We start from the raw sequence: 22,785 nt of genomic DNA on the forward strand, positions 1-22,785 counted from the left end.
CGGACTTATCGGGGGAAACACTTTCTCATGGGCATCATCGAAAAGCGCGTCCTCGGCGCGCTCGCACTCGGCGCGCTGACGGCCTTCGGCATCGTCGGCTGCACGACCGAAAGCCGCGAGACGCTGAGCGACGGCACGCCCGTCACCGAGCAGATCACCGCGATCCGGGTGGACGTCCCGGTCGGCGGCGTCACGCTCCGGGTCGAGGACGGCGCACCGGTCTCGCTGCGCCGCGAAGTGACTTACACCGGACGGAATCCCGGCAAGACGCACAGCGTCGAGAACGGCACGCTGGTGCTCGGCGGCTGCAGCCAGTGCGGCGTGGACTACGAGGTCGTGGTCCCGCGTGAGCTGGCGATCACCGGCGGCATCGGCACCGGCAAGATCTCGCTCACCCGCGTGGCCTCGGTCGATCTGCACGGCGACGTCGGGGACCTGAAGGTCGAGCGCTCGTCGGGTCCGGTGCGGCTGACCACTGGCACCGGGGACATCGAGGTCGGGCTCGCGAAGCCCGGCGCCGTCACCGCGAACGCCGACGTCGGCAAGGTCACCGTCGTCGTCCCCGACAGCGCGTACCAGGTCCGCGCGAAGTCGGACGTCGGCACGGTCGAGACCGCCGGTGTGCGCCAGGACCAGGCTTCGGCGAACGTCCTGGACCTCAAGTCCGGCACCGGCTCGATCACGGTCCGGCAGGCATGAAGGCTCTCGCGGTGGTCACCGCGCTGACCCTGCTGCCGCTCACCGCCCTGCCCGCGTCGGCCGCGCCCCGGCTCGACTGGAAGCCCTGCGCGACCGAGTACGCGCCGACGCTGGAATGCGCCGACCTGCGGGTGAACGGGACGGTCTCGATCGCGCTGGCGAAACTGCCCGCGACCGATCCCGCGCACCGGCTCGGCTCGCTGCTGACGAACCCGGGCGGGCCCGGCGGCTCCGGGGTCACCGTGCTCAAGTACGGCGGCCGCGGTTTCGCGCTGGACAAACCGGAAACGGCCGTACTGCGGCAGCGCTTCGACGTCATCGGGTTCGACCCGCGCGGCGTCGGCGACAGCAAGCCCGCGATCACCTGCGGACCGGATCTGCACGATCCCGCGATCAGCCGATTCCCGCGCAGCCGGGCGGAATACGACAAGCTCATCGCGCACAACCGCGCCTCGGGCGACGAATGCCTCAAGCGGACCGGGCCGGAATTGTCCTCTGTGGACACTTGGCACGCCGCGGACGACGTCGAAGCGATCCGGGTCGCCTTGGGCGAGCCGAAGGTGAACTGGCTCGGCGTCTCCTACGGCTCCGAACTCGGCGCCGTGTACGCGGAGAAGTACCCGAAGCGCGTCCGCGCGATGGTGCTCGACGGCGCCATCGACCATTCGCGGCCGACCCGGCAGGCCGTCCTCGACGAGACCATCGCGACCGAAAGCGCGCTCAAGGATTTCGCGAAGTGGTGCACGACGTCGGCGGACTGCGTGCTTCGCGGCAAGGACGTCCTCGCCACCTACGACAAGCTGATGGCCACTCCCGGCGGCGTGCCGTCGAAGCAGCTCGGCCGGAACGTGACCGCCGAGGAGATGGCGTCCGGTTTCTACGGCTCACTCATCCTTCCCGCGTTCTGGCCGGAACTGGCGAAAGCCGTCGAGGCCGCGACGGCGGGGAACGCGGACGGGCTGTTGCCCTATTCGCAGCTGGACCCGTCCTACGGCGCGTACCGCTCGATCGGCTGTCACGACTTCGGCTCGCCGTTCACCTCCTACGCCGACATGCGGGCGATGCAGGGGCTGGTGAAGACCCTCGCGCCGCACAGCTGGCGGTACTCGGAGTTCTGGGACATGGCGAGCGGCTGCGCGGGCTGGTCCGTGCCCTCGGCCTATCTCCCGCGCCCGCAGAAGGTGAAGGGCGCGGCGCCGATCCTCGTGGTCGGCGGCGAACACGATCCGGCGACGCCGCTCGTCTGGGCGAAGGGGCTCGCGCGGAACATCGAGGACTCGGCGCTGCTGGTCGACGCCGGGTACGGGCACACGGGGCTGCTCAACTCGGCCTGCGTGCGCACCGAAGAGGTGAAGTACCTGGTGAGCGGGCTCACACCCGCTCCCGGCACGGTCTGCCGGTAGCCCGGGAACAAGACGCCCGGGTCGCACGTTGAGCCGGGTACAAGGTTGAGCGCAGTCGGCTCAAGTCCGGCTTGACGGAGACCGCATCATCCCGATAGAACTTGCGTTGGACCCACTCAAGGTGGGAGCGAACGTGCAGGTCACGAACTAGCAGGAGGATCACACCATGGCGCGAGCGGTCGGCATCGACCTCGGCACGACCAACTCGGTCGTCGCTGTCCTTGAGGGCGGCGAGCCGACGGTCATCGCCAACTCGGAAGGTTCACGCACCACCCCGTCGATCGTCGCCTTCGCCAAGAACGGTGAAGTGCTGACCGGTCAGCCGGCGAAGAACCAGGCCGTGACGAACGTCGACCGGACCATCCGGTCGGTCAAGCGGCACGTCGGGACCGACTGGAAGACCGAGATCGACGGCAAGGCCTACACCTCGCAGGAGATCAGCGCCCGCGTGCTGATGAAGCTCAAGCGCGACGCCGAGGCGTACCTGGGCGAGACCATCACCGACGCGGTCATCACCGTCCCCGCCTACTTCGAGGACGCGCAGCGGCAGGCCACCAAGGAGGCCGGGCAGATCGCCGGCCTGAACGTGCTCCGCATCGTCAACGAGCCCACCGCGGCCGCGCTGGCGTACGGCCTCGACAAGGGCGAGAAGGAACAGACCATCCTGGTCTTCGACCTCGGTGGCGGTACGTTCGACGTCTCGCTGCTGGAGATCGGCGAGGGCGTCGTCGAGGTCCGCGCGACCTCCGGTGACAACCACCTCGGCGGTGACGACTGGGACGAGCGGATCGTCACCTGGCTGGTCGACAAGTTCAAGGCCTCCAACGGTATCGACCTCACCAAGGACAAGATGGCGCTCCAGCGCATCCGTGAGGCGGCCGAGAAGGCGAAGATCGAGCTGTCCAGCTCGAACTCCGCGGGCATCAACCTGCCGTACATCACCGTGGACTCCGACAAGAACCCGCTGTTCCTCGACGAGCAGCTCTCCCGCGCCGAGTTCCAGAAGATCACCTCGGACCTGCTGGAGCGCACCCGCAAGCCGTTCAACAACGTCATCCGTGACGCGGGTGTCGCCGTCGGCGACATCGACCACGTCGTGCTCGTGGGTGGTTCCACCCGCATGCCCGCCGTGTCGGACCTGGTCAAGGAGCTGACCGGCGGCCGCGAGCCGAACAAGGGCGTGAACCCGGACGAGGTCGTCGCCGTCGGCGCCGCGCTGCAGGCCGGTGTGCTCAAGGGCGAGGTCAAGGACGTCCTGCTGCTCGACGTGACCCCGCTTTCGCTGGGCATCGAGACCAAGGGCGGCGTGTTCACCAAGCTCATCGAGCGCAACACCACGATCCCGACCAAGCGTTCGGAGATCTTCTCCACCGCGGACGACAACCAGCCGTCGGTGCAGATCCAGGTGTTCCAGGGTGAGCGCGAGATCGCCGCGCACAACAAGAAGCTCGGCATGTTCGAGCTGACCGGTCTCCCGCCCGCCCCGCGTGGCGTGCCGCAGATCGAGGTCACCTTCGACATCGACGCCAACGGCATCGTGCACGTCCTCGCGAAGGACCTGGGCACGAACAAGGAGCAGTCGATGACGATCACCGGTGGCTCCGCGCTGCCGAAGGACGACATCGAGCGCATGGTCAAGGACGCCGAGGCGCACGCCGAGGAGGACAAGCAGCGCCGCGAGGAGGCGGAGACCCGCAACCAGGCGGAGACGCTGGTCTACCAGACCGAGAAGTTCGTCAAGGACAACGAGGACAAGCTGCCCGAAGAGCTCAAGGGCAAGGTGAAGACCGCGATCGACGAGGCCAACGAGGCGCTCAAGGGCACCGACTCGGCGAAGATCCGCGAGTCCATCGAGAAGCTGAACACCGCTTCGCAGGAGCTGGGCACCGCGCTCTACGCCAACGCCACCCCGGGCGCCGAAGGTGCCGCCGGTGCCGGTGAAGGCGCGGCCGGTGCGGCCGGTGCGGGTACCGGTTCGCAGGCCAAGGCGGACGACGTCGTCGACGCCGAGATCGTCGAAGAGGACGAGAAGGACAAGAAGTGACCGGACGCTACGACGAAACCGAGGGCCGGGGCCCGGAGGAACCGGTGGTCGTGCGGGACCGGCGGCGGATCGATCCGCTGACCGGTGAGGTCCGCCCGGCCGCCCCGGCCGCCGAAACCCAGGACGGTCCGAAGCACGCCGCCCCGGCCGAAGAACCCGCCGTGCCGACGGAGCCGGCGCCCGCGACCCACGCGGGCCCCGGCCTCGGGGACTCCATCGTGGACGATTCGGTGACGGTGACCTCCGGTCTGGAGAAGGAGCTGGCGGAACGCACCGCCGACCTCCAGCGCCTCCAGGCGGAGTACGCCAACTACCGCAAGCGCGTGGACCGCGACCGCGAACAGGTCGTCACCGGCGCCAAGGCGTCGGTGGTCAACGACCTGCTCCCGCTGCTCGACGACCTCGAGCGCGCGGAGCAGCACGGCGATCTGACCGGTGCGTTCAAGGCGGTCGGCGAGAAGCTGGTCGGCAGCCTGCAGCGGTCGGGGCTGGAGCCGTTCGGCGCCGAGGGCGAGGCCTTCGACCCGAGCGTGCACGAAGCCGTCCAGCACAGCACGTCGCCGGACGTCGCCGGGCCGACGGTCACCACGGTCATGCGCCGCGGTTACCGCTTCGGCGAGCGCGTGCTGCGCGCGGCGCTGGTCGGGGTCACCGACCACGAGCCGGGCGCGGCCCCTGCGGCCGCTCCCGCGCCCGAGGCGCAGGAAGCCCCGGTGGACCCGCCCGTCGGCGGCGAACTGCCGCTCGAGGGCGAACTTTTCGATGAGAACAACCGCTGATCGGCGATACGGCGTGAAAGGAGGAGACGTTCGGTGAGTGCACGGGAATGGATCGGTAAGGACTTCTACCGTGAGCTGGGCGTCTCCTCCGACGCCACCGCGGACGAGATCAAGAAGGCCTATCGCAAGCTGGCCAAGGAGAACCACCCCGACGCCAACGCGGGCAACGCGGAGGCGGAGAAGAAGTTCAAGGCGGTTTCCGAGGCGTACGGCGTTCTCTCCGACGCGTCCAAGCGCAAGGAGTACGACGAGGCCCGCCGCCTCTTCGGCTCCGGCGGTCCGGGTGGCTTCGGCTTCCCGGGCGGTGGCGGAGGCGGCGGCTTCGACGTCGGCGACATCTTCGGCCAGGCGGGCCAGCAGCAGGGCGGTTTCGGCGGTCTCGGCGACATCCTCGGCGGGCTGTTCGGCCGTCGCGGCGCCGCGGCCGGTGCCACGGCGAACCGGCCGCAGCGCGGCGCGGACGTGGAGACCGACGTCCGGATCGACTTCACCGAGGCGGTCAAGGGCGCGACCCTGCCGCTGCGGCTGTCGAGCCCGGCGACCTGTTCCACCTGCGGCGGGAACGGCGCGAAGCCGGGGACCTCCCCGAGGACGTGTTCGACCTGTCAGGGCAGCGGGCTGGTCAGCCGGAGCCAGGGCGCGTTCGCGTTCTCCGAGCCGTGCCGCGACTGCCGCGGCCGCGGCACGATCATCGACGACCCCTGTCCGGAATGCGCGGGTGAGGGCGTCAGCACCCGCACCCGCACGCTGACCGTGCGGATCCCGCCGGGCGTCGCCGACGACCAGCGGATCCGGCTGGCCGGTCAGGGCGAACCGGGCCGGGGTGGCGCGCAGCCGGGCGATCTGTACGTTCGCGTGCACGTCGCGCCGCACAAGGTGTTCGGGCGCCAGGACCTCGACCTGACGATCTCCGTGCCGGTGTCCTTCGCGGAACTCGCCCTGGGCGGCACGATCACCGTGCCGACGCTGGAGGGCAAGGTCTCGCTGAAGGTGCCGCAGGGTACGGCGAGCGGTCGCGTGCTTCGCGTGCGCGGCAAGGGGATCACGAAGCGGGACGGCTCGCAGGGCGACCTGCTGGTCACCCTGCAGGCGGCCATTCCGTCCAAATTGGACGACAAGGCCCGTGAAGCGCTGGAGGCCTACGCGGAGGCCATGTCCGAGCACGACCCGCGACCGGAGATCACCGAACTTCTCGAAGGCAGGTGAGCACGATGTTCGGCGGGCTGCCGCACGGTGCGGACGAGGACACCCCGGTGTTCGTCATTTCGGTGGCGGCGCAGCTGTCCGGTCTGCACGCGCAGACCCTGCGGTCCTACGACCGCCAGGGTCTCGTGTCGCCCGGCCGGACCTCCGGGGGCGGCCGCCGGTACTCCATGCGGGACATCGCGCTGCTCCGCGAGGTGCAGCGGCTGTCCCAGGAGGACGGTGTCAACCTCGCGGGCATCAAGCGGATCATCGAGCTGGAGAACCAGGTCGACGCGCTCCGCGCCCGGATCGCCGAACTGACCGAGGAGCTCACGGCGGCGTACCTCACCGCCGAGCAGACGGCCGCGGCCGTGCACGCCTCCTACCGCAAGGATCTCGTTCCCTTGCGTCAGCAGACGGCGCTGGTCGTCTGGAAGCCCAAAAAACGCAATTAGTCCTCTAGATGCCCTGACCGTGGTCCGGCGCCGAAAGGCGTCCTGGGCATTTAGAGGACTAATTGCGTTTTGGTCGTACCCCGGCCGTTCGTGCACCGAAGCGGAGCCGAAGAGGCAATCCCTCGCTCCCCGGGTTCCGCCGGAGTTAGCATCGGGCGGCGCCGACGGTCGTCGCGCCGGAGGGAGCGACGCGTATGGCGGCAGCGTGGCCTGGGGTGCGTTTCGTGGTGCTGGGCCCGATGCGGCTGTACCGCCCGGACGGGGTGGCGATCTCGGTGGGAACGCCCAAACAGCAGGCGATGCTGGCCACGCTGGCGCTCACGCCCGGCACGGCGGTGTCGCTCGCCAGGCTGACCGACACGTTGTGGGACCACGAACTTCCGGCTCGCGCGGCCTCGACCGTCCGGACCTACGCCTGGAGACTGCGGCGGCTGCTTTCCGGTGCCGGTGCCGGCGACGACGTGCTGGTGTCGGCGGGCGACGGTTACCGGCTCGCCGTGCCGCCCTCGGCGGTGGACGCCTCCCGCGCGGCGGAACTCGGTGCACTGGCACAAGAAGCGCTGGCCTCGGGGGACGCGCCCCAGGCCAGACAGATGTTGTCGGAAGCACTCGCCCTGTGGACAGGCGAACCGCTCGCGGGGGTGCCCGGCCTGTTCGCCGAGCAGAGCCGCGGCTGGCTCGGCGAGTTGCACACCGCGCTCACCGAGCAGTACCTGGAGGCGGAGCTGCGGCTCGGTCACTACTACGAGGCGCTGCCACGGCTGACCGGGATGATCGCCGAGCACCCGATGCGGGAACGGCTCTACGTCCTGCTGATGCGCGCGCTCTTCGGAATGGGCCGCCAGGTCGAGGCGCTGAGGGTCTTCCAGGACGCCCGCCGGGGCCTGGTGGAGGTCCACGGCGTCGAGCCGGGCGCGGAACTGGTCGAACTGCACGCGCGCATCCTCCGGGGAGACGACGTCGCACCCGCCCCGCGCGCCGAGCCGCCGGTGACCCTCTCTTCGCCCGCCGAGCAGGAGGAGCCGCCGGAGAACTGGCGGCCGATCCCGGCGCAGCTTCCGCCCGATCTGCCGGACTTCACCGGCAGGCAGGACCAGCTCTCGGCGCTGCTCGACGTACTGGAGACGGCCGACGGGCGAGCACCGGCGATGCTGGCGATCACCGGGATGAGCGGCGTCGGCAAGACCAGCCTCGCGGTGCATCTGGCGCACGGGCTCCGCGAACGCTATCCGGACGGTCAGCTGCACGTCGATCTCGGCGACCTCGACCAGGTCGGGGAGCCGGTGACCGGGCCCGACCTGCTGGAACTGCTGCTCGCCGGGCTGGGCGTGCCGTCGAACCGGTCGCCGGGGCACCTCGCCGAGCGGCGCGGGCTGTGGCGTTCGCTGGTCGACGGCCGCCGCTTGCTCATCGTGCTCGACAACGTCGTCGACGCCGCGCAGATCCGTGACGCGCTGCCCGGTACGCCGGGGTGCGCGGTCCTGATCACCAGCCGCGCCAGACTCGACGGCCTGCCGCTGCTCACCCAGGTCAACCTCGACGTCTTCACCCCCGCCGAGGCGCTCGACCTGCTGCGGCAGGGTGTCGGCGCGCGACGCCTGGAAGCCGAACCGGACGACGCCGTCGACCTCGTCACCGCCTGCGGCCTGCTTCCCTTGGCGGTGCGGATCGTGGCCTCGCGGCTCGCGGCGCGGCCGCACTGGACCCTGCGGTCCATGGTCGAACGCCTGCGGGACGAGCGTCGCCGGATCGCCGAGCTACGGGCCGGGCCGCTCGCCATCGAAGCGGTGTTCGAAGTGGCGTACCGGCAGCTCGCCGAGCCGCTCGCCAAGGACTTCGTCCTGCTCACCGCGGTCGCCGGGGGCGAGTTCACGCTGCCGGAAGCGGCAGCGGTCCTCGGGGTGGCTCCGGCCGAGGCCGAAGCGCGGCTGGAGGTGCTCGTCGACGCGTCCATTCTGGACGACACGGTCCCCGGCCGGTTCCGCGTCCACGAGCTCCTGGTCTCGTTCGGCCGCGGCCGTGACCGCGACCCGGGAGACGAACTGGCCGCGTTGGACCGGCTGTTGTCGCTGTTGATGGCCACGGCGCGCAACGCGTTCGCGCGCGCGGTCCCCGGCGACCCCACCGGGGACGTGCTCGGCCCCCGCTCGCCCGGTGACGCCGGCCTGCCGATCGCCGATCTGCGGGCGGCGAGGGACTGGGCGTCGGCGGCCGGGGACACCGTGGTGGCGGCCTGCGCGCGGGTCGTCGAAATCGGCACCGTGCCACTCCTGGGCACCGCGATCGACCTGCTCATCGCGATGAGCCCGTTCGCCGCGGAGGCCGGGGCGAGGAGGCTGGACGCGACCGCGGGCACTCTCGCGAGAGCGGCCGCCCGGGTTCCCGAACCGGCGGGGCCGGGAAGACGGGCGCGTCACCGCGTCCTCGGCCGGGCCGAGTTCCTGTGCAGCACCGTCGCGTTGCGCACGGCGACGCACACCGACGTCGAGGCGCACGCCCGGCGCGCGGTGGCCGCCGCGACCGAGGCAGGCGACCCGGTGATCCTCCGGCAGGCGCTCAACAACCTCGGCTTGGCGGCCCAGCTTCGCCACGATTACGGCCTCGCGGTCCGGTGTTTCGACCGCTCCGCCGAACTCGCGCGGCGGCTCGGGCACAGCTCCGGCGCGCTGACCAGCAGCCTGAACTCCGCGCACGCCCTGCTGCGCGGCGGTGACCCGGCGAACGTCCTCGCCGTCTGCGAGTCGGCGCTCGCCCTGGCCCGGGAGATCGGCGACGCGCCGGGAACCGGCTACGCGCTCTACGTGCTCGGGCTCGCGAACCACGCGCTCGAACGCTACGAAGCCGCGGCCGCGCATTTCACCGCGTGCGTCGACAGCTGCCTGGCGGCAGGCATCCGGGATCGCGCGGCGCACGCGCTCTTCCGGCTCGCCGAGACCCTGCTGGCACTGGGGAAGGCCGACGAGGCGGCGGCGGAGGCGCGGGCGGCGTTGCGGCTCTGCGAGGAGCTCGGCACCCGGCGGGACCAGGCCAACGCACTGCTGGTGCTCGGAAAGGCCCTTGCCACGCTGGGAAACCCGCACGAAGCCGAAGCCCGGCTGAACCAGGCCCATACGCATTTCGTCGCGCTCAACCTGCCCGAGGCCGACGACGCGGCCCGGGCGATCGAAGAGCTTTCGAACCACGCGCGGTGACGTCTCAGCCGGCCGCCACCGGCGGTGGCGGAGCCGAAATGGTGTTGTTCCAGTTCACGTCGCCATCGGACGCGCTCGCCTGACCCGGCGCCGCCGCGTATCCGGTCACGGCCAGCAGAGCCGCCGCGGCCAGCAGGAGCACCGTTCCGCGCCGGGGGCGCGTCCGGTCTTCGTCTTCCACGATCACGCCCCCGAGTCTCGCGAAGGCCGATCTACATCGGATCTACGGCCGATGGACGGCGGCTGCGAGCGGACGCAGAACCGTCGTAGATCCACCGTCGTGATCATCGGTGGGGCCAAGGCGTCGTCCCGCCGGACTCCGGTCGGAACGCGCCGCCGGACCAGAGAAGGAGCAAGTGCATGAACGCGAATCTGGTGACCGCCGAGCAGCTGCTGAAGGTCGAGGCCGTCGTGACCGGTCTCCGGGAGCTGGACGCCACCGCCGACGGGCACGAGGCGCTGGCCATGGCGCAGGCGGGCTTCACCCACCCGGACGACCTGTAAGCAGTGGTACGGGACCGGGCCGGGGAGCGATCCCCGGCCCGGGCCGCGAGGAGGCCGGAGTGCTCACCACCGATTCCGTCGCTCTGCTGCTGTGCCGGTTCGCCGAGGTCGGAGCGCAGGTCTCGGACTCCTACGGTCCGCGTTCGCAGGCGAGGGTCTTCGTCCTCTACGAGGAGCTGATCGCGCTGCGGACGGTGCTGACCGCGGCTCCGCACGAGGAGCGCGTCGCCCGCCGGGTCCGCGAGCTGCGGGAGCTGATCGGCGAGGCCTATCTCGCCTCCGCCGGGGGCGCGCCACCGCCGCGCCGGGCGGTGCTGGAGCTGGATCCGCCGTTGCTGGAGTTCGACCGCGCGCTGTTCGAGCGGAACTATCGCCCCGTCGCCGCCGCTGTCCTCGCGGACACGATCGAACTGCGGGATCCGGTGGAACCGTTGCGGCGGTTGAAGCCCGGCGTGTCCCACATGTTCGTCATCGACGACGAAGACCGGCTGTTGGTCTGGACGAGGCCGTTCGAGCTGGCCGATCTGCTCTTCGGCCGCAACCGCGCCACCGTGGACGGTGTCCCCGTGGCGCATCCGATGCTGGTCCCCGACCGGCTGCGCGCCCGCGCGGCGGGCGAGATCGTGCTCATCGGCGGTGACCGGGTCGCGATGGTCGTCGCCAACACGAAGTCCGGGCACTTCCAGCCGCCGCTGCAGTCGGTGGCGGTGGTGCGGGAGACCTTCCGCCGGGTCTTCGGGCTGACCGACGCGGACGTGGACGTCTTCCACCTTTTCCCGCCCGCCTCGCCGGACGAAAGGACGGGCCGATGACCCGGATCGTGGGTGTCGAGCACGAAAGCAAATGGGCACTGGACCACGCCTCGGCCGACGCGGATCCACTGCGGTGGCTCGATTCCCCGCCGGTCCGCGCGAACCTGACCGGGCTCACCGAGACGGTCGTCGCGACCCAGGGCACCGTGTATCTCGACGACGCCGAGCGCCGTCTCACCTCGGCAGGCCATTCGCTGCGCATCGCCGCCAACCAGGGGCGGCTGGCCGGGATCGGCTGGATCGGCGTCAAGCAGACGGTGGACTGGACGGGCCGCCGGGACGCGCTGGAGATCTCCGAACGAATCGATCCCGGGGAGCTGACCGCCGTCCTGACCGCGGGCGAAGTCCTGCCGCTGCGCCATCTCCGGTCGCTCGGCCTGGTGCGGGGGCCGCTGGAAACCGCGGGGGTCACCAGCCAGCGGCGGATCAAACGGTTCGGGAAACTCGACGGCGGCCACCCGTGCGTGTTCAGCGTCGACCTCGTCGAATTCCGCGGGCCGGACGGCGACATCACGCCGATCGGCGAGTACGCCTGCCTGGAGATCGAGGTCAACCAATCCTCGCTCGAGTGCCTGGAGGCGCTGGACGCCTTCTGCGCCGACGTCGACGCGTGGCTCGGTTCGCCGCGGGAATCGCGGACCAAGGCGCAGCTCGCGGTCGCCGCGGCGGACGCGGCGCGGCTCGTGCGATGACCGCCTTCGCCACCGCGGGCGGGGAGCGGCTCGGACGGCCGTTCTGGTGGCTGTGGGCCGGGCAGTCGCTGTCCGGGCTCGGCGGCACGGCGCAGTCGCTCGCCCTGCCGCTGTGGGTATTGCAGGTGACCGGTTCCGCGAGCCTGACCGGAGGCGCGTTCGTCGTCCAGCTGCTGCCCAGGGTGCTGTTCTCGCCGTGGGCGGGGGTGCTCGCCGACCGGTTCGACCGGCGCGGACTGTCCATCGTGCTCAATCTCGTCGCGGGAGCGCTCACCCTCGTGCTGTTGTTGGTGGTGAGCCTGCGGAACATCCCGCTCTACTACCTGCTGACCGTGCTGCTGGGCACGGTCAGCACGCTGAATTCGGCGGTGCTGCCGAGCCTGACACCCGCCCTGGTGCCCGCTTCCCGGCTGGCCGCCGCCGACGCCGCGCAGGAGGTGACGAACGGCGCGATCATTGCGCTCGGTCCGCTGCTGGGCGCGGCCGTCGCGGTCGGCCTCGGCTTCTCCTGCGCGGTGGCGGTCAACGCGGCGAGCTTCGTGCTCGCGGCGCTGCTCACCCTTCCGGTGCCACGGCAGGAAGCCGCCGCGAACGACCGTCGCCGCCCGTTCGCCATGCTGCGCGACGGCCTGCACGCCCTGACCGGAGATCGGCTGCTGCGCACGGCGGTGCTGGCGGAAGCGGCGCTCTTCGCGTTTCTCGGCGCGGTACCGCAGTTCGCGGTGATCCTCGTGGGTGAAGGCGGCAGGACCGGGGAAGCGGGCCTGTTCGCCTCCGCGATGGGAGTCGGCTGGCTGGCGGTGTCGGCGTCGGTGGCCAAGCGGCGGAACGTGCTCAACCCGGCCGTGATGGTGACCGCGGGTGCCGCGCTGGCCGCGCCGGTGATCGGTCTCGTGGTGCTCTGCGCGCACGCCGGCCCGGTCTGGGTGTTCCTCGCCGGGCTGGTGGCCGGGGCACACAATCTGCTGTTCGCCATGCCCAACACCCTCCTGTGCCAGCGGCACGCGGATCCGGCCGCGCTCGGCCGCGTCCTGGCGTTCCGCCGGTCCTTCGTCGTTTCGGCGCAATGCCTTTCCCTCGCCCTGGTCACCTTCCTGACCCCGGTCTGGGGCGTCGGGCCGGTCCTCGCCGCGGCGGGGATCGCCGCGACGGTCACGGCCCTGCCGGTCGCCGTGCTCTCGATGCGCCGGGCCTCGGCGGTGACGGTGTGAGCGGCGCGATCGTCGACCTGCCGTACGGCTACCGCGACGACCCCGAAGGGCTCGCGGGTCTCGCCGCCCTCGCGGCGCGGTGGCTCGCCTCCCCGGCGGGTGGCGCGCCGCCGAAGGAACTGGGCTGGCACACCCGGCACCGGCTCGAAGCCCGCGTCTCCTCGTTCTCGTACTGGACGGCGCTGAGCGATCTGGACCGGGTGACCGGCGATTTCCGCGGCCCGGACAGCGCACAGCTGGACGGGCTCCGGGAGGCGCAGTCGCGGTTGCTGCGCCGTCGCTCCGGCGACCTCTACCTCCGGATGCTCGACGCGATCGACACGGCCGCCTCCGGAATAGTCCACTGTGGACCGTTGGGGGACGGCGAATCGATGGCGCGCGTCTCGGCGGACGATGTCACCGGATACCTGGATCGCTGCCGCGAAACGGGTGTCACCGTGTACCGGACCGGAGACGAGCGGGTCCGTCCGCCCGTGCGGCGGTTCGAAGGCGCGGCGCCGTGGGCGGGTGGCCTGGTGGCCACACCGATGCCGGGCGAGAACCTGGCCAGGGTGGCGGTCCGCGTTCCGCTGCGCGCGGACGCGTTGCCCGACGGCGCGCTCCCGCTCCTGGTGGAACTCCTGGGCACGGGAGCGCGAGGCAGGCTGATCAGCCTGCTGCGGGGATCGCGCGGGCTGGCCTACGGTGTCGCCGCGTTGAGCTGGGACGGCGAGGAAACCGGGCCGAGCGTGGGTGGTTACGCGCTCGTGGATCCCCGGCACGTGGCCGAAGCCGCGACCCTTCTGCTCGACACGCTGCGCGGTTCGTTGTCCGTGCCGCCGTCCGGTGAACTGTCCGACGCGGCGGTGCGCTGCCGCACCCTGCTGCTCGTCCAGGCCGATGAGCCGTTCGGCGCGGTCGGCGACCGGCGACGGCGGGCTCGCGGGGAAATGCCGCTGGACCTCCTCGCCGAAGCGGTCGCGGAACGTGCGCTGGACGGTCTCGCTTCGCGCGTTCCCGACGCCGCCCCGCCCGCCATCGCCGTCGTCGGCGCGCTGCGTGAGGACCAGTTGTCCCGGCTGGAGACCTTGAAGTGACGGAATACGAAGAGGTCCAGGTCGCCGGGCTGCTGGTCCGGTTCGTCCCGGCACCCGGCGCCCACACCGTCGGTGCCTGCCTGCGGGTGTCCGCCGGTTCCGCCGCGGATCCCCCGCGTCCCTGGGGAACGGCCCATCTCACCGAGCATCTCCGGATCGCCGCCGCGCTGGACGACGGCTCGCGGCTGCACCTCACCGGGCGCACGGACAACGCGGAGACCCGGTTCACCGTGGCGGCGTTGCCGGAACAGGAGGACGAGGTCGTCCGGACACTGGCCCGGCTGCTCGGTGACGGGCGTCCGCTCGACGACTCGGTCCTCGCGGCCGAGCGTCAGGCCGTTCTGCTGGAGATGCGTGCGGCGGCCGCCAATCCGTTGCTGCTGCTCGGTCCAGCCGTCGCGGAAGCGACCGTGCCCGGGGGCCGGATGGCCGACACCACCCGCGCCGACCAGGCGAGCGTCGGCGGCATCACCCTCGACGACGTCGAAGGCTTCACCGCGGAGCACTACCGGCCCGAAAACGCCCTCCTCGCCGTCGCCGCGCCCCCGGCGCACCGGAAACGCTTGCTCGACACGGTTTCCGCCGCGCTGAAGCCGTCCGAGACACCGGTGGCGTCCGGCGACGGCGAAGCGGACCGACCGCCGATCACCCTTCCGTCCACTGTGGACGGATTGAGCGTGCTCACCCTGACGGTCGCGCTCGACGACCACGTGGGCCGCTCGGCCGTCCGCGCCTTGGCCTTCGCCGAGGGCCCCATCGGAACGCGCACGGCCCGCGCCGGCCACCCGACAGCGGGCATGACCACCGTCACCGACGGGAAACACGAGGTCACCGTGCTGTGCTGGCGCGACGAAAAGCCGGACGGCGGGCTGCGGGACGCGCTCGCGACAGCCTTCGCGGCGATCCGCCGGGCCGATCCCGACGTCGTCGAGTCCTGGCACTACGCCGCCGTGCGGGAGTTCCAGGAGCTCGCGTTCGCCCGGGTTTCGCCGCTCGGCCTCGCCCAAGCGGCCCTGCTGCCCCCACCGCCGTCGCCCGGTGCGCACACGATGGCAGGCGAACTCCGCCGCGCCATCGGAACGGCGCGGTCGTGGCGGGTCCGTGCCGGAACACCGCACGCCGAGGAGATGCCGTGATCAGCAGCCCTGAAATCGTCGACCTGTCCGACGTCGCCGAAGACCTCTACCGGGATCCGTATGCCGTCCTCGCCGCACTCCGCGCGCGAGGACCGGCGCATTTCGTGCGGCTGCCCAACGGAAGCGAGGTCTGGCTGATCGTCGGCTACGACGAGGCGCTCGCCGCGCTGGGCGATCCCACGCTGATCAAGAACTGGCTGCGGGCCACCGGCCGGATCGGCCCCGGCGCGATCGGCGCGAACATGATCTCCAGCGATCCGCCGGACCACACCCGGCTGCGCAGGCTGGTCTCGCGGGAGTTCACCGCCCGGCGCGTCGCCGCGCTGGTCCCGCGCGTGGAAGCGATCGCCGTCGAGCTGCTGGACCGGATGGATTCCGGCGCCGGTCCGCACGACCTGATCGCCGGATTCGCCTTCCCGCTGCCCGTCGCCGTGATCTCCGAACTGCTCGGCGTCCCGTTCCTGGACCGGACGGAGTTCTCCGGTCTGTGCGGCCGGATCATGGCTTCGGCGGGGGACGCCACGTCGACCGAGAAGGACATCGAGGAGATCAACCGCTACTTCGACGGGCTGATCGAGCGGAAACGGGCCGACCCCGGCGAGGATCTGCTCAGCGCGCTGATCCGGGTCACCGACGAAGACGCCGACCGGCTGAGCCACGCCGAACTGCGGGCGACGACCTTCCTCCTCCTGGTCGCCGGGCACGTCACCAGCACGAACCTGATCGCCAACGGCGTTCTCGCCTTGCTCGACCATCCGGATCAGCTCGCCGCGCTGCGCGCCGACTGGGAGCTGCTGCCCCGCGCGGTGGAGGAGATCCTGCGCTACGACGGGCCCCAGCCGTTCTCCACGCGGCGGTTCACGACCACGCACTGGCCGGTGGGTGATTCGGGCACGGTGATCCCGCCCGGCGAGACCGTCATGATCGCGCTCGCCGCGGCGAGCCACGACCCGGCGCGCTTTCCCCGCGCGGGCGACTTCGACATCCATCGCACCACGCCGGGGCATCTCGCGTTCGGTCACGGCATCCACTACTGCCTCGGCGCGCCGCTGGCCCGCGTCCAGGTGAGCACCGCGCTCCGCGTCCTGCTGAACCGGTTTCCGGCGCTCAGCCTTTCGTGCGGCGCGGACCGTTCCTGGCGCCGCACGCTGATCTCGCGCGGTGTCACCGACTTACCCGTGCTGCTGCGCTGAAAACGCATTTAGTCCTCTAGATGCCCTGACCGTGGTCCGGCGCCGGAAGGCGTCCTGGGCATCCAGAGGACTAAATGCGTTATTGGCCGGGTACCAGGGTCCGGATCTGCTGGACCTCGCCGGTGCGCGAGTCCATGATCCGCTGGGCCAGTGCCTTCGACTCGGCGTTCTTGCCGTCCTTCAGCTCGGTCCTCGCCAGCGCGACCCCGTTGTGCTGGTGCGCGACGAAGATGTCGGCGAAGTCGAGGGTGAACTCCGAACCATCCTTTTTGGACAGTGCGTCGAGCAGTCCCTTGTCCGTGAGCCCGTCGCCACCGTGATGGTGGTGCGCGTTCGGGTCCATGGAGCCGGTCTCGGGTTTGCCCCAGCTCTTCAGCCGGTTCCGCATGTCGGTGCTCTCGGTCAGCTGCGTCGCCTCGATGGCGGCCGCGAGATCCTTGAGCTCCTGTTTCTGCGCCTGCTTGGTCTTCACCAGCTTGACGATCTCCACGCCCTGGTCGTTGTGGGCGAGCATCATCTGCAGGAACATCACGTCGGCGTCGTTGTACTCGGCGGACGCCGGTGCGGCCGATTGGGGGACCGGGGAGATCGGCGCACCGGCGGTAGTGGGTGAGCCATCACCGGCCCCGCAGCCCGCGAGGGCCACGAGACCGGCGACGAGAACGAGGGCCAGCTTCACTGGCGGGTCTCCCTTACTGCCGGGTCCACAGTGCGGGGGTGTTCGGCGGCTCCCAGCCCTGGATCGCCGTGTGCGCCAGCTGGCAGCGATACGTCGCGCCGCCGTAGGTCACCGAGCTGCCGACCGCGTAGGCCGTCCCGGCCGCCCAGGTGCCGCCGGCGGGCGGGTTGGTGGTGCTGCTCGGCGGGTTCGACGTCGTGGGCGGGTTGCTGGTGGTCGGCGGGTTGCTGGTGGGCGGGTTGCCGCCGCCGATCTGCAGGTCGATGCAGCTGTAGAAGGCCATCGGGGTGTCCGCGATGTTCCAGATGGCGAGGACCTTCTGGCGTCCGCTGAAGCCGTTCAGGCTCACCGTGTGGGACGTCGGGTCCTTCGGCGCGGAGTTGTTCCCGCTGATGTCGGCGATCTTGGTGCCGCCGATGTAGTACTCGTAGTTCGTGGTCCGGTGGTACGCGGTGAACTTCCAGTTGAAGGTCACGCTGTTGCCGACCGACGCGGCAGGCCACGGCTTCGACTCGTCGTTGAGTTCGGCGAAGCCCGGAAGGCCGCCGTTGCAGCTGCGGAGCCCCTTGGGGCCCTCGACGCTCTGCGGTTCGTAGACGATGGCGCCACAGCCGGAAACCTTGCCTTGGGCGCAGTTCGCCTGGCGGCTGGGCGGGGACAGCACATAGCCATGGGCACTGGCCACCTGCGGGATGGCCACGATGGCGATCGGGGCGAGGATCGCACCGGCGGCGGCTGCCACGAGCTTGCGTTTGACGGTCATGCCGGCTCCTGGGGGATGGAACGACGGTGTTCCCGTGAGGGGGAGCAATGTGGTCTAGACCATAAATCCGCCGGTGACCGCGGTCAATGATTCGCAGACCTACTGCTGCGTCGAGCCCAGGTAGAACAGCCGATCGGCCTAATACGAACGAAGCATCGGTTCAGTCCAGGGTGAACGGGTCGTACTTGATCCGGGCCAGGTCCGTCCCGGCGGCGAGCAGTTTCGCGATCGTCGCGCGGATCATCGACGGCGACCCGGCGACGTAGACGTCACGCTCCTTCCAGGCCCCGCGCTGCGTGACCGCGGTGGCCAGCGTGCCGCGGTCGCCGCCGGCGATGGTGCCTTCCTCGGTCACCGGGGTCACCGTCAGCCAAGGGCAGGTGACGGTCAGCCCGCGGAGGTGGTCGAGCGCGTAGAGGTCGTCCGGCCGGTGCCCGCCGAAGAACAGGTGGACCGGCGGGTTGTGCTTCCAGCGTGACATCTCGTCGAGCAGGGCGAGCATCGGCGCGACGCCGGTGCCGCCGCCGATCATCAGCAGCGGACGGCTTTCGGTGTGGTGCACCGAAAGCGCGCCGAGCGACGGGCCGAGGCGCCAGACGTCGCCGAACCGGGTGTGGTGGACGATCGTGCGCGAGACCCAGCCGCCGCGGACGGCGTGCACGTGGAACTCCAGCAACCCGTTCTCGTGCGGCGCGGTCGCGGGCGAGAGGTATCGCCACATCCGGGGCCGCTGTGGGACTTCGACACTGACATAACCGCCGGCGCGGTACGGGAGCGGCTGGTCGGTGCGCACCTTGACGACGGCGACGTCGCGGGACACCAGCCGGTGTTCGACGACGGGCGCCTTCCACCACGCGGGCCCGATCTCCTTCTCCGCGGCCTCGCGCATGGTCTTGGAAATGACGCCGTAGGCGGTGACCCAGGCATCTTCGACTTCGGGTGTCCAGGCGTCTTTCAAGAACCTTTTCAGCGTGGCGATCAGCGCGACGCCGACCGCGTCGTAATGACGGCCGAGGACGTCGAACTTCCGGTGATCGCGGCCGAGCTGACTGAGGAAGGTGGTCAGTTCTTCGGGCCGGTCCACCATCTGCACGACGTAGACGAGCGCGCGCAGCAAACGATTTCGTTGGGTGGCCATGTTGATCGGGAACAAGGCCCTGGTGTCCGGCGAAACGGAGAAAAGCGCCCCGTAGAAGTACTGGGACAGCTCGTCGGCCTTCGTTTCGACGGCGGCGAAACTCTCCCTGACGAGCTTGGCCATCTGGACGGTCTTGTCCACCGTCGGCGTTTCGATCAAGGGCGGAACGGGAATCGGTGAAGATCTGGACGGACTGGGTGGATGCTCGTACTTCACTGTTTCGGCAGTCATGGGTGAACGATTTTCTCCAGTTGGACCGGGCATATTCTCCAGACCCGATGTCATCGTGCTTGTTCCCATCGAGGGGTCTCGACTGTAGGCCCGAAAGTCGCAAAAGGATCCACGAATGGTTGTTTCCCGCTCGAACGGAGCAAACGATATACGCGCCGTCAACCCCATCTGGCACTAAGTGAAGGTGATCAAGCAGGACGATTTTTTCCTTGTTCACCAGTGGTTTTCGCCAGTGTCCGGAGAAAGTGTGATCGCCCGATCGGGTGGCTTTTTCTCCGTGATTGCCGTGTCACGTAACAGTATGCGGCCGTCGACTGATCACCATTGCTGATTCGAATTCGGCACGCGAGTGATCTAGTCGATGGTGAACGGGTCGTACGCGATCTGGTCGAGCGCGCTGCCCGCGACCAGCATCCGGGACACCGTCGCCCGGATCATCGCGGGCGAACCGGCGACGAGGATGCGATGCCCGGGCCAGGATCCTTGCTGTGTAACGGCTTCCGCGAGCGTGCCCTGGACGCAGCCGGGAGCTTCGTCACCGTGCTCGACCACCGGGGTGACGGTGAGCCACGGGTTCGTGGCGGCGAGGGCGCGCAACTCGTCGAGGTCGTAAAGGTCCTCACGCGAGGGTCCGCCGTAGAACAACTGGACTTTCGGGTTCTCGCCCCACTGCGCGAGATCGTCCAGAATGGCCCGCAGCGGCGCGACGCCGGTGCCGCCCGCGATCATCAGCACGTCGCGGCCGTCGGTCCGGTCGACGGCGAGCCTGCCCAGCGGCGGCCCCAGCCGCCAGACGTCGCCCGGCTGCGTGTGGCTCACGATGGCGCGGGACACCCAGCCGCCGTCGACCGCGCGCACGTGGAACTCGATGCCGCCGTCCTCGCGCGGCGCGTTCGCGGGGGACAGGTAGCGCCAGAGCCTCGGCCGCTGCGGGACTTCGACGCTCATGTACTGGCCAGGCTGGTACGGCACCGGGAATTCGGGCTGGACGCGGACCAGGGCGAGATCCCAGGTGAGCCGCCGGTGTTCGAGCACGGTGGCCGACCACGACGCCGGGTTGACGTCGGCCGCGGCGGCCTCCTGCATCGCGCGGGCGACGATGGTGAACGCCTCCGCCCAGGCCCGTTCGACCTCCGGTGTCCAGTCCGGACCGAGGTGGTTCTTGAGCGAGGCGAGCAGCGCGGTGCCGACGGCCTCGTAATGCCGCGGGATGACGCCGAACTTGCGGTGGTCGCGGCCGAGCTGGGTCAGGAACGGCACGAGGTCGTCCGGCCGGTCGACCATCTGCACGATGTGGACCAGCGCGCGCACCAGCCTGCCGCGCTGGACCTCCATGTTGATCGGGAAGAAGTCGCGGGTGGCCGGCGCGAGGGTGAACAGCATCCCGTAGAAGAACTGCGAGATCTCCGGGATGAACGGTTCCGACTTCGCCCAGGTGTCACGGATGAGCCGCACCATCGCGGTGACCGCGGGCGGGGCTTCTCGTGGCGCCGACGACCGGGGTACCGGGCTGACCGCGTCGGCCGTCACGGGCTGGGAGTCGCTGATCGGGAAACGCATACCGGAAGAGAGTTTCCCAGGTTCACGAACGAGGGACCACTGGAGAAGAATTCACGGACCATTCACCTCTCCGGTCAGTGGCTGTCGGCCGGTCGGCTGGTTCCGGCTCGTTCGCGAGACTAGCTGCCGAGAGCCCTTTTGCCCGCATCGTTGCTCCGGACGGGTGTACTCGAATCCGCCCGGCAGTGGGCGATCTCACGAGGTAAATAGTTGTCTTACGCAAGTGTCGCCGAATAAAGTTGTACTGTACAAGTAGCCGGGAGGGACCGATGAGCTCCGCCGACGACGCCAGGGTCGAACTGATGCGTGAGCTGAAGGCCGCCTCCCAATTGCAGCACGCCTGGATAATGCAGGCCTGGCAGGACGATCCCGGCCTGCATCCCGCCGCCGCGATGCTGCTGTCCGATCTCGCGAAACACGGCGAGGCGCGCCCTTCGGAACTCGCCAAACGACGCTTTGTGGATCTTTCGGTCGTCAGCCGTCAAATCTCCCAGCTGTCCGCGGCGGGGATGGTCGACCGCCGTCCCGCGCCCGAGGACGGCCGCGCGTCGATCATCAGCATCTCCGAACGCGGCCGCGAGGAACTGGGGCGCCGGCGGGCCGGTTATCTGGAGTTCATGGAGCGCGCGCTCGGTGATTGGGACGACGAAAAGGTCGTCGAGCTGACCACGCGCCTGGCGGAGATGAACACGGACGTCCGCGCGGCCCTCGGCGGGCGCACCTGCCCCGTCTGAGGGGTTTTGTTGCTACCCGCCGGTCTTGACTGAACGGACCTTTCGTAGCGCTGTCACGCCGGTAGCGTCGAAGGCGTGCGGAGCAGGGTCGCGTTGCTGGTCGCGTTGGGAATCGACAACTTCGGCTCGGGACTCTTTCTCCCGCTGGGCCTCGTCTTCGTCATCCGTGTGGTAGGTCTCCCGCTCGCCCAGGCGGGGGCCGCGGTCACGCTCGGTGCACTGGCCGGGCTGCTGGTCCCCGCGTTCGCCGGGCGTCTCGTCGATCTGATCGGTCCGCGGACGGTGATGATCTGCGCCCACGTCCTGCAGGCCGCCGGAGTGAGCGCTTTCTTGCTCGCCGGTGGTTTCACCGGCGTCGTCTGCGCGTCGGTCATGCTCGCGTCCGGACAGCAGCTGTTCTACAGCTCGCAGTTCTCGCTCATCGCCGACGTCGCGGGCGAAGGGCCGAAGGACCGGCCGTTCGCCGAAGCCGCGATGGTCCGCTCCGCGGGCTTCGGGCTCGGCGGGCTCGCGGCGGCCGGGTTGCTGGTGTGGATCGGGCGTGAAGGCCTGTACGTCGCCGTGATGGTCGACGTCGCCACGTTCGTCGTCGCCGCGGCCATCCTTTCGACGCTGGTGACGCCGGTCCAACGGCATCCGAGACGGCTGTCGGGGCCCGCGCGGGTCTGGCGGAACCGCCCGTACCTGGCGCTGATCGTGTTCAGCGGGCTCTTCGCGCTCACGATGGACTTCTTCCTCATCGGGATGCCGGTGTACGTCTTCAACTCCCTGCACGGGCCCCGGTGGCTGCCCGGCGCGATCATCGCGCTGCTCACCGTCGTCACCAGTCTGGGTGGAGTCGTCGGGCTGCGGCTCACCCGGAAGCTGACCCGGATCGCCGCGATGCGCGCGGGCTCGGCGCTGTTCGCGGTGTGGTGCCTGGCGTGCCTCGTGGTGGTGTTCGTGCCGAAGGTCTTCCAGCCGGTCTACCTGCTCGGCGCGACCCTCGTGCTCGCGGCGGGCGATCTCGCGTTCGGGCCGCGGTCCGGGGCGCTGGCCGAAGCCGCGGCGCCGCCGGAGGCGCGAGGCCGCTATCTGGCGGCCTTCCAATACGCGTTCACGCTCGCCGCGGTGATCGCTCCGGCCGTCGTCGCGCTGTTCTCCGTGGCAGTGTGGATCCCGTGGGTGCTCGTGGCCGCGTGCGCCTGCGCGGCCGTCGTCGGGCTCGGCCGGGTGGGCCCGCGCCTGCCCGCGGAGGCCGTCTCGCCGACGGGCGGCTGAACTTTTTCAGACTTGAGCGGAACAGACTCAACTTTTCTGA

The 22,785-nt window shown here is 70.2% G+C and carries 21 protein-coding genes; 16 read left to right on the plus strand and 5 right to left on the minus strand.

Annotation, left to right across the window (positions count from 1 at the left end; genetic code table 11):
- Window positions 1-27: 27 nt before the first annotated feature.
- The 7 genes from IE302_RS21920 (at window position 28) to IE302_RS21950 (ending at window position 9,756) form a co-directional block, all read left to right on the plus strand.
- Complete coding sequence (locus IE302_RS21920) at window positions 28-699, plus strand: DUF4097 family beta strand repeat-containing protein (protein ID WP_191256379.1); 672 nt, start codon at window positions 28-30, stop codon at window positions 697-699.
- Complete coding sequence (locus tag IE302_RS21925) at window positions 696-2,102, plus strand: alpha/beta hydrolase (protein WP_191256380.1); 1,407 nt, start codon at window positions 696-698, stop codon at window positions 2,100-2,102. Before IE302_RS21920 ends, IE302_RS21925 begins: the two co-directional genes overlap by 4 nt.
- Window positions 2,103-2,268: 166 nt before the next feature.
- Window positions 2,269-4,146, plus strand: a complete 1,878-nt coding sequence (dnaK, locus tag IE302_RS21930) for a molecular chaperone DnaK (protein WP_191256381.1) — start codon at window positions 2,269-2,271, stop codon at window positions 4,144-4,146.
- Window positions 4,143-4,925, plus strand: coding sequence for a nucleotide exchange factor GrpE (gene grpE / locus IE302_RS21935; protein WP_191256382.1), 783 nt, complete (start codon window positions 4,143-4,145; stop codon window positions 4,923-4,925). Before dnaK ends, grpE begins: the two co-directional genes overlap by 4 nt.
- Window positions 4,926-4,958: 33 nt before the next feature.
- A complete protein-coding gene (gene dnaJ / locus IE302_RS21940; protein ID WP_191256383.1) occupies window positions 4,959-6,131 on the plus strand; it encodes a molecular chaperone DnaJ in 1,173 nt (390 codons plus the stop codon).
- Window positions 6,132-6,136: 5 nt separating this feature from the next.
- Window positions 6,137-6,565: a heat shock protein transcriptional repressor HspR gene (locus IE302_RS21945; RefSeq protein WP_038524831.1), complete on the plus strand. Its 429-nt coding sequence runs from the start codon at window positions 6,137-6,139 to the stop codon at window positions 6,563-6,565.
- Between the two features lie 194 nt (window positions 6,566-6,759).
- Window positions 6,760-9,756, plus strand: a complete 2,997-nt coding sequence (locus IE302_RS21950) for an AfsR/SARP family transcriptional regulator (RefSeq protein WP_229907897.1) — start codon at window positions 6,760-6,762, stop codon at window positions 9,754-9,756.
- Between the two features lie 4 nt (window positions 9,757-9,760).
- Here IE302_RS21950 and IE302_RS21955 read toward each other — a convergent pair whose 3' ends face one another.
- Window positions 9,761-9,943 carry a hypothetical protein gene (locus IE302_RS21955; RefSeq protein WP_191256384.1) on the minus strand — a complete coding sequence of 61 codons (183 nt, stop codon included), beginning with the start codon at window positions 9,941-9,943 and terminating at the stop codon, window positions 9,761-9,763.
- 173 nt (window positions 9,944-10,116) lie between these two features.
- Here IE302_RS21955 and IE302_RS21960 point away from each other — a divergent pair, with 173 nt between their 5' ends.
- From IE302_RS21960 to IE302_RS21990, 7 genes are read left to right on the plus strand one after another with little or no spacing between them, the layout of a single operon-like run.
- Window positions 10,117-10,260 (plus strand): hypothetical protein, encoded by a 144-nt coding sequence (locus IE302_RS21960; protein WP_191256385.1) that lies wholly within the window; start codon window positions 10,117-10,119, stop codon window positions 10,258-10,260.
- Between the two features lie 59 nt (window positions 10,261-10,319).
- Complete coding sequence (locus IE302_RS21965) at window positions 10,320-11,072, plus strand: hypothetical protein (RefSeq protein WP_191256386.1); 753 nt, start codon at window positions 10,320-10,322, stop codon at window positions 11,070-11,072.
- Window positions 11,069-11,764 (plus strand): CYTH domain-containing protein, encoded by a 696-nt coding sequence (locus IE302_RS21970; protein WP_191256387.1) that lies wholly within the window; start codon window positions 11,069-11,071, stop codon window positions 11,762-11,764. Before IE302_RS21965 ends, IE302_RS21970 begins: the two co-directional genes overlap by 4 nt.
- Window positions 11,761-12,975 carry an MFS transporter gene (locus tag IE302_RS21975; RefSeq protein ID WP_191256388.1) on the plus strand — a complete coding sequence of 405 codons (1,215 nt, stop codon included), beginning with the start codon at window positions 11,761-11,763 and terminating at the stop codon, window positions 12,973-12,975. The genes IE302_RS21970 and IE302_RS21975 overlap by 4 nt, the downstream gene beginning before the upstream one ends.
- Entirely contained in the window at window positions 12,972-14,051 is a 1,080-nt protein-coding gene (locus tag IE302_RS21980; protein ID WP_191256389.1) for an insulinase family protein, read from the plus strand. Before IE302_RS21975 ends, IE302_RS21980 begins: the two co-directional genes overlap by 4 nt.
- Window positions 14,048-15,187, plus strand: coding sequence for an insulinase family protein (locus IE302_RS21985; RefSeq protein WP_191256390.1), 1,140 nt, complete (start codon window positions 14,048-14,050; stop codon window positions 15,185-15,187). The genes IE302_RS21980 and IE302_RS21985 overlap by 4 nt, the downstream gene beginning before the upstream one ends.
- Window positions 15,184-16,380 carry a cytochrome P450 family protein gene (locus tag IE302_RS21990; RefSeq protein WP_229907898.1) on the plus strand — a complete coding sequence of 399 codons (1,197 nt, stop codon included), beginning with the start codon at window positions 15,184-15,186 and terminating at the stop codon, window positions 16,378-16,380. The genes IE302_RS21985 and IE302_RS21990 overlap by 4 nt, the downstream gene beginning before the upstream one ends.
- A 79-nt stretch (window positions 16,381-16,459) precedes the next feature.
- Here IE302_RS21990 and IE302_RS21995 read toward each other — a convergent pair whose 3' ends face one another.
- The 4 genes from IE302_RS21995 to IE302_RS22010 form a co-directional block, all read right to left on the minus strand.
- Window positions 16,460-17,059 (minus strand): DUF305 domain-containing protein, encoded by a 600-nt coding sequence (locus IE302_RS21995; RefSeq protein WP_191256391.1) that lies wholly within the window; start codon window positions 17,057-17,059, stop codon window positions 16,460-16,462.
- A gap of 13 nt (window positions 17,060-17,072) precedes the next feature.
- Window positions 17,073-17,822 carry a lytic polysaccharide monooxygenase gene (locus IE302_RS22000; protein ID WP_191256392.1) on the minus strand — a complete coding sequence of 250 codons (750 nt, stop codon included), beginning with the start codon at window positions 17,820-17,822 and terminating at the stop codon, window positions 17,073-17,075.
- Window positions 17,823-17,982: 160 nt separating this feature from the next.
- Window positions 17,983-19,083 carry a globin domain-containing protein gene (locus IE302_RS22005; RefSeq protein WP_191256904.1) on the minus strand — a complete coding sequence of 367 codons (1,101 nt, stop codon included), beginning with the start codon at window positions 19,081-19,083 and terminating at the stop codon, window positions 17,983-17,985.
- A 462-nt stretch (window positions 19,084-19,545) separates the two neighbouring features.
- Window positions 19,546-20,751: a globin domain-containing protein gene (locus IE302_RS22010; protein WP_191256393.1), complete on the minus strand. Its 1,206-nt coding sequence runs from the start codon at window positions 20,749-20,751 to the stop codon at window positions 19,546-19,548.
- A 269-nt stretch (window positions 20,752-21,020) separates the two neighbouring features.
- On the opposite strand from IE302_RS22010, the gene IE302_RS22015 reads away from it, so the two are divergent.
- Window positions 21,021-21,485 (plus strand): MarR family winged helix-turn-helix transcriptional regulator, encoded by a 465-nt coding sequence (locus IE302_RS22015; protein WP_191256394.1) that lies wholly within the window; start codon window positions 21,021-21,023, stop codon window positions 21,483-21,485.
- A gap of 75 nt (window positions 21,486-21,560) precedes the next feature.
- Window positions 21,561-22,745 carry an MFS transporter gene (locus IE302_RS22020; RefSeq protein WP_191256395.1) on the plus strand — a complete coding sequence of 395 codons (1,185 nt, stop codon included), beginning with the start codon at window positions 21,561-21,563 and terminating at the stop codon, window positions 22,743-22,745.
- Window positions 22,746-22,785 lie beyond the last annotated feature (40 nt).

The sequence above is a fragment of the Amycolatopsis oliviviridis genome (genome assembly GCF_014654365.1).
GTDB classification, from domain to species: Bacteria; Actinomycetota; Actinomycetes; order Mycobacteriales; family Pseudonocardiaceae; genus Amycolatopsis; species Amycolatopsis oliviviridis.

Bases quoted from the DNA above. Each gene is read 5' to 3' on its own strand.
- IE302_RS21920 (WP_191256379.1), top strand. From the start codon at position 28: ATGGGCATCATCGAAAAGCGCGTCCTCGGCGCGCTCGCACTCGGCGCG.
- IE302_RS21925 (WP_191256380.1), top strand. From the start codon at position 696: ATGAAGGCTCTCGCGGTGGTCACCGCGCTGACCCTGCTGCCGCTCACC.
- dnaK (WP_191256381.1), top strand. From the start codon at position 2,269: ATGGCGCGAGCGGTCGGCATCGACCTCGGCACGACCAACTCGGTCGTC.
- IE302_RS21945 (WP_038524831.1), top strand. From the start codon at position 6,137: ATGTTCGGCGGGCTGCCGCACGGTGCGGACGAGGACACCCCGGTGTTC.
- IE302_RS21950 (WP_229907897.1), top strand. From the start codon at position 6,760: ATGGCGGCAGCGTGGCCTGGGGTGCGTTTCGTGGTGCTGGGCCCGATG.
- IE302_RS21960 (WP_191256385.1), top strand. From the start codon at position 10,117: ATGAACGCGAATCTGGTGACCGCCGAGCAGCTGCTGAAGGTCGAGGCC.
- IE302_RS21970 (WP_191256387.1), top strand. From the start codon at position 11,069: ATGACCCGGATCGTGGGTGTCGAGCACGAAAGCAAATGGGCACTGGAC.
- IE302_RS21975 (WP_191256388.1), top strand. From the start codon at position 11,761: ATGACCGCCTTCGCCACCGCGGGCGGGGAGCGGCTCGGACGGCCGTTC.
- IE302_RS22000 (WP_191256392.1), bottom strand. From the start codon at position 17,822: ATGACCGTCAAACGCAAGCTCGTGGCAGCCGCCGCCGGTGCGATCCTC.
- IE302_RS22005 (WP_191256904.1), bottom strand. From the start codon at position 19,083: ATGGCCAAGCTCGTCAGGGAGAGTTTCGCCGCCGTCGAAACGAAGGCC.
- IE302_RS22010 (WP_191256393.1), bottom strand. From the start codon at position 20,751: ATGCGTTTCCCGATCAGCGACTCCCAGCCCGTGACGGCCGACGCGGTC.
- IE302_RS22015 (WP_191256394.1), top strand. From the start codon at position 21,021: ATGAGCTCCGCCGACGACGCCAGGGTCGAACTGATGCGTGAGCTGAAG.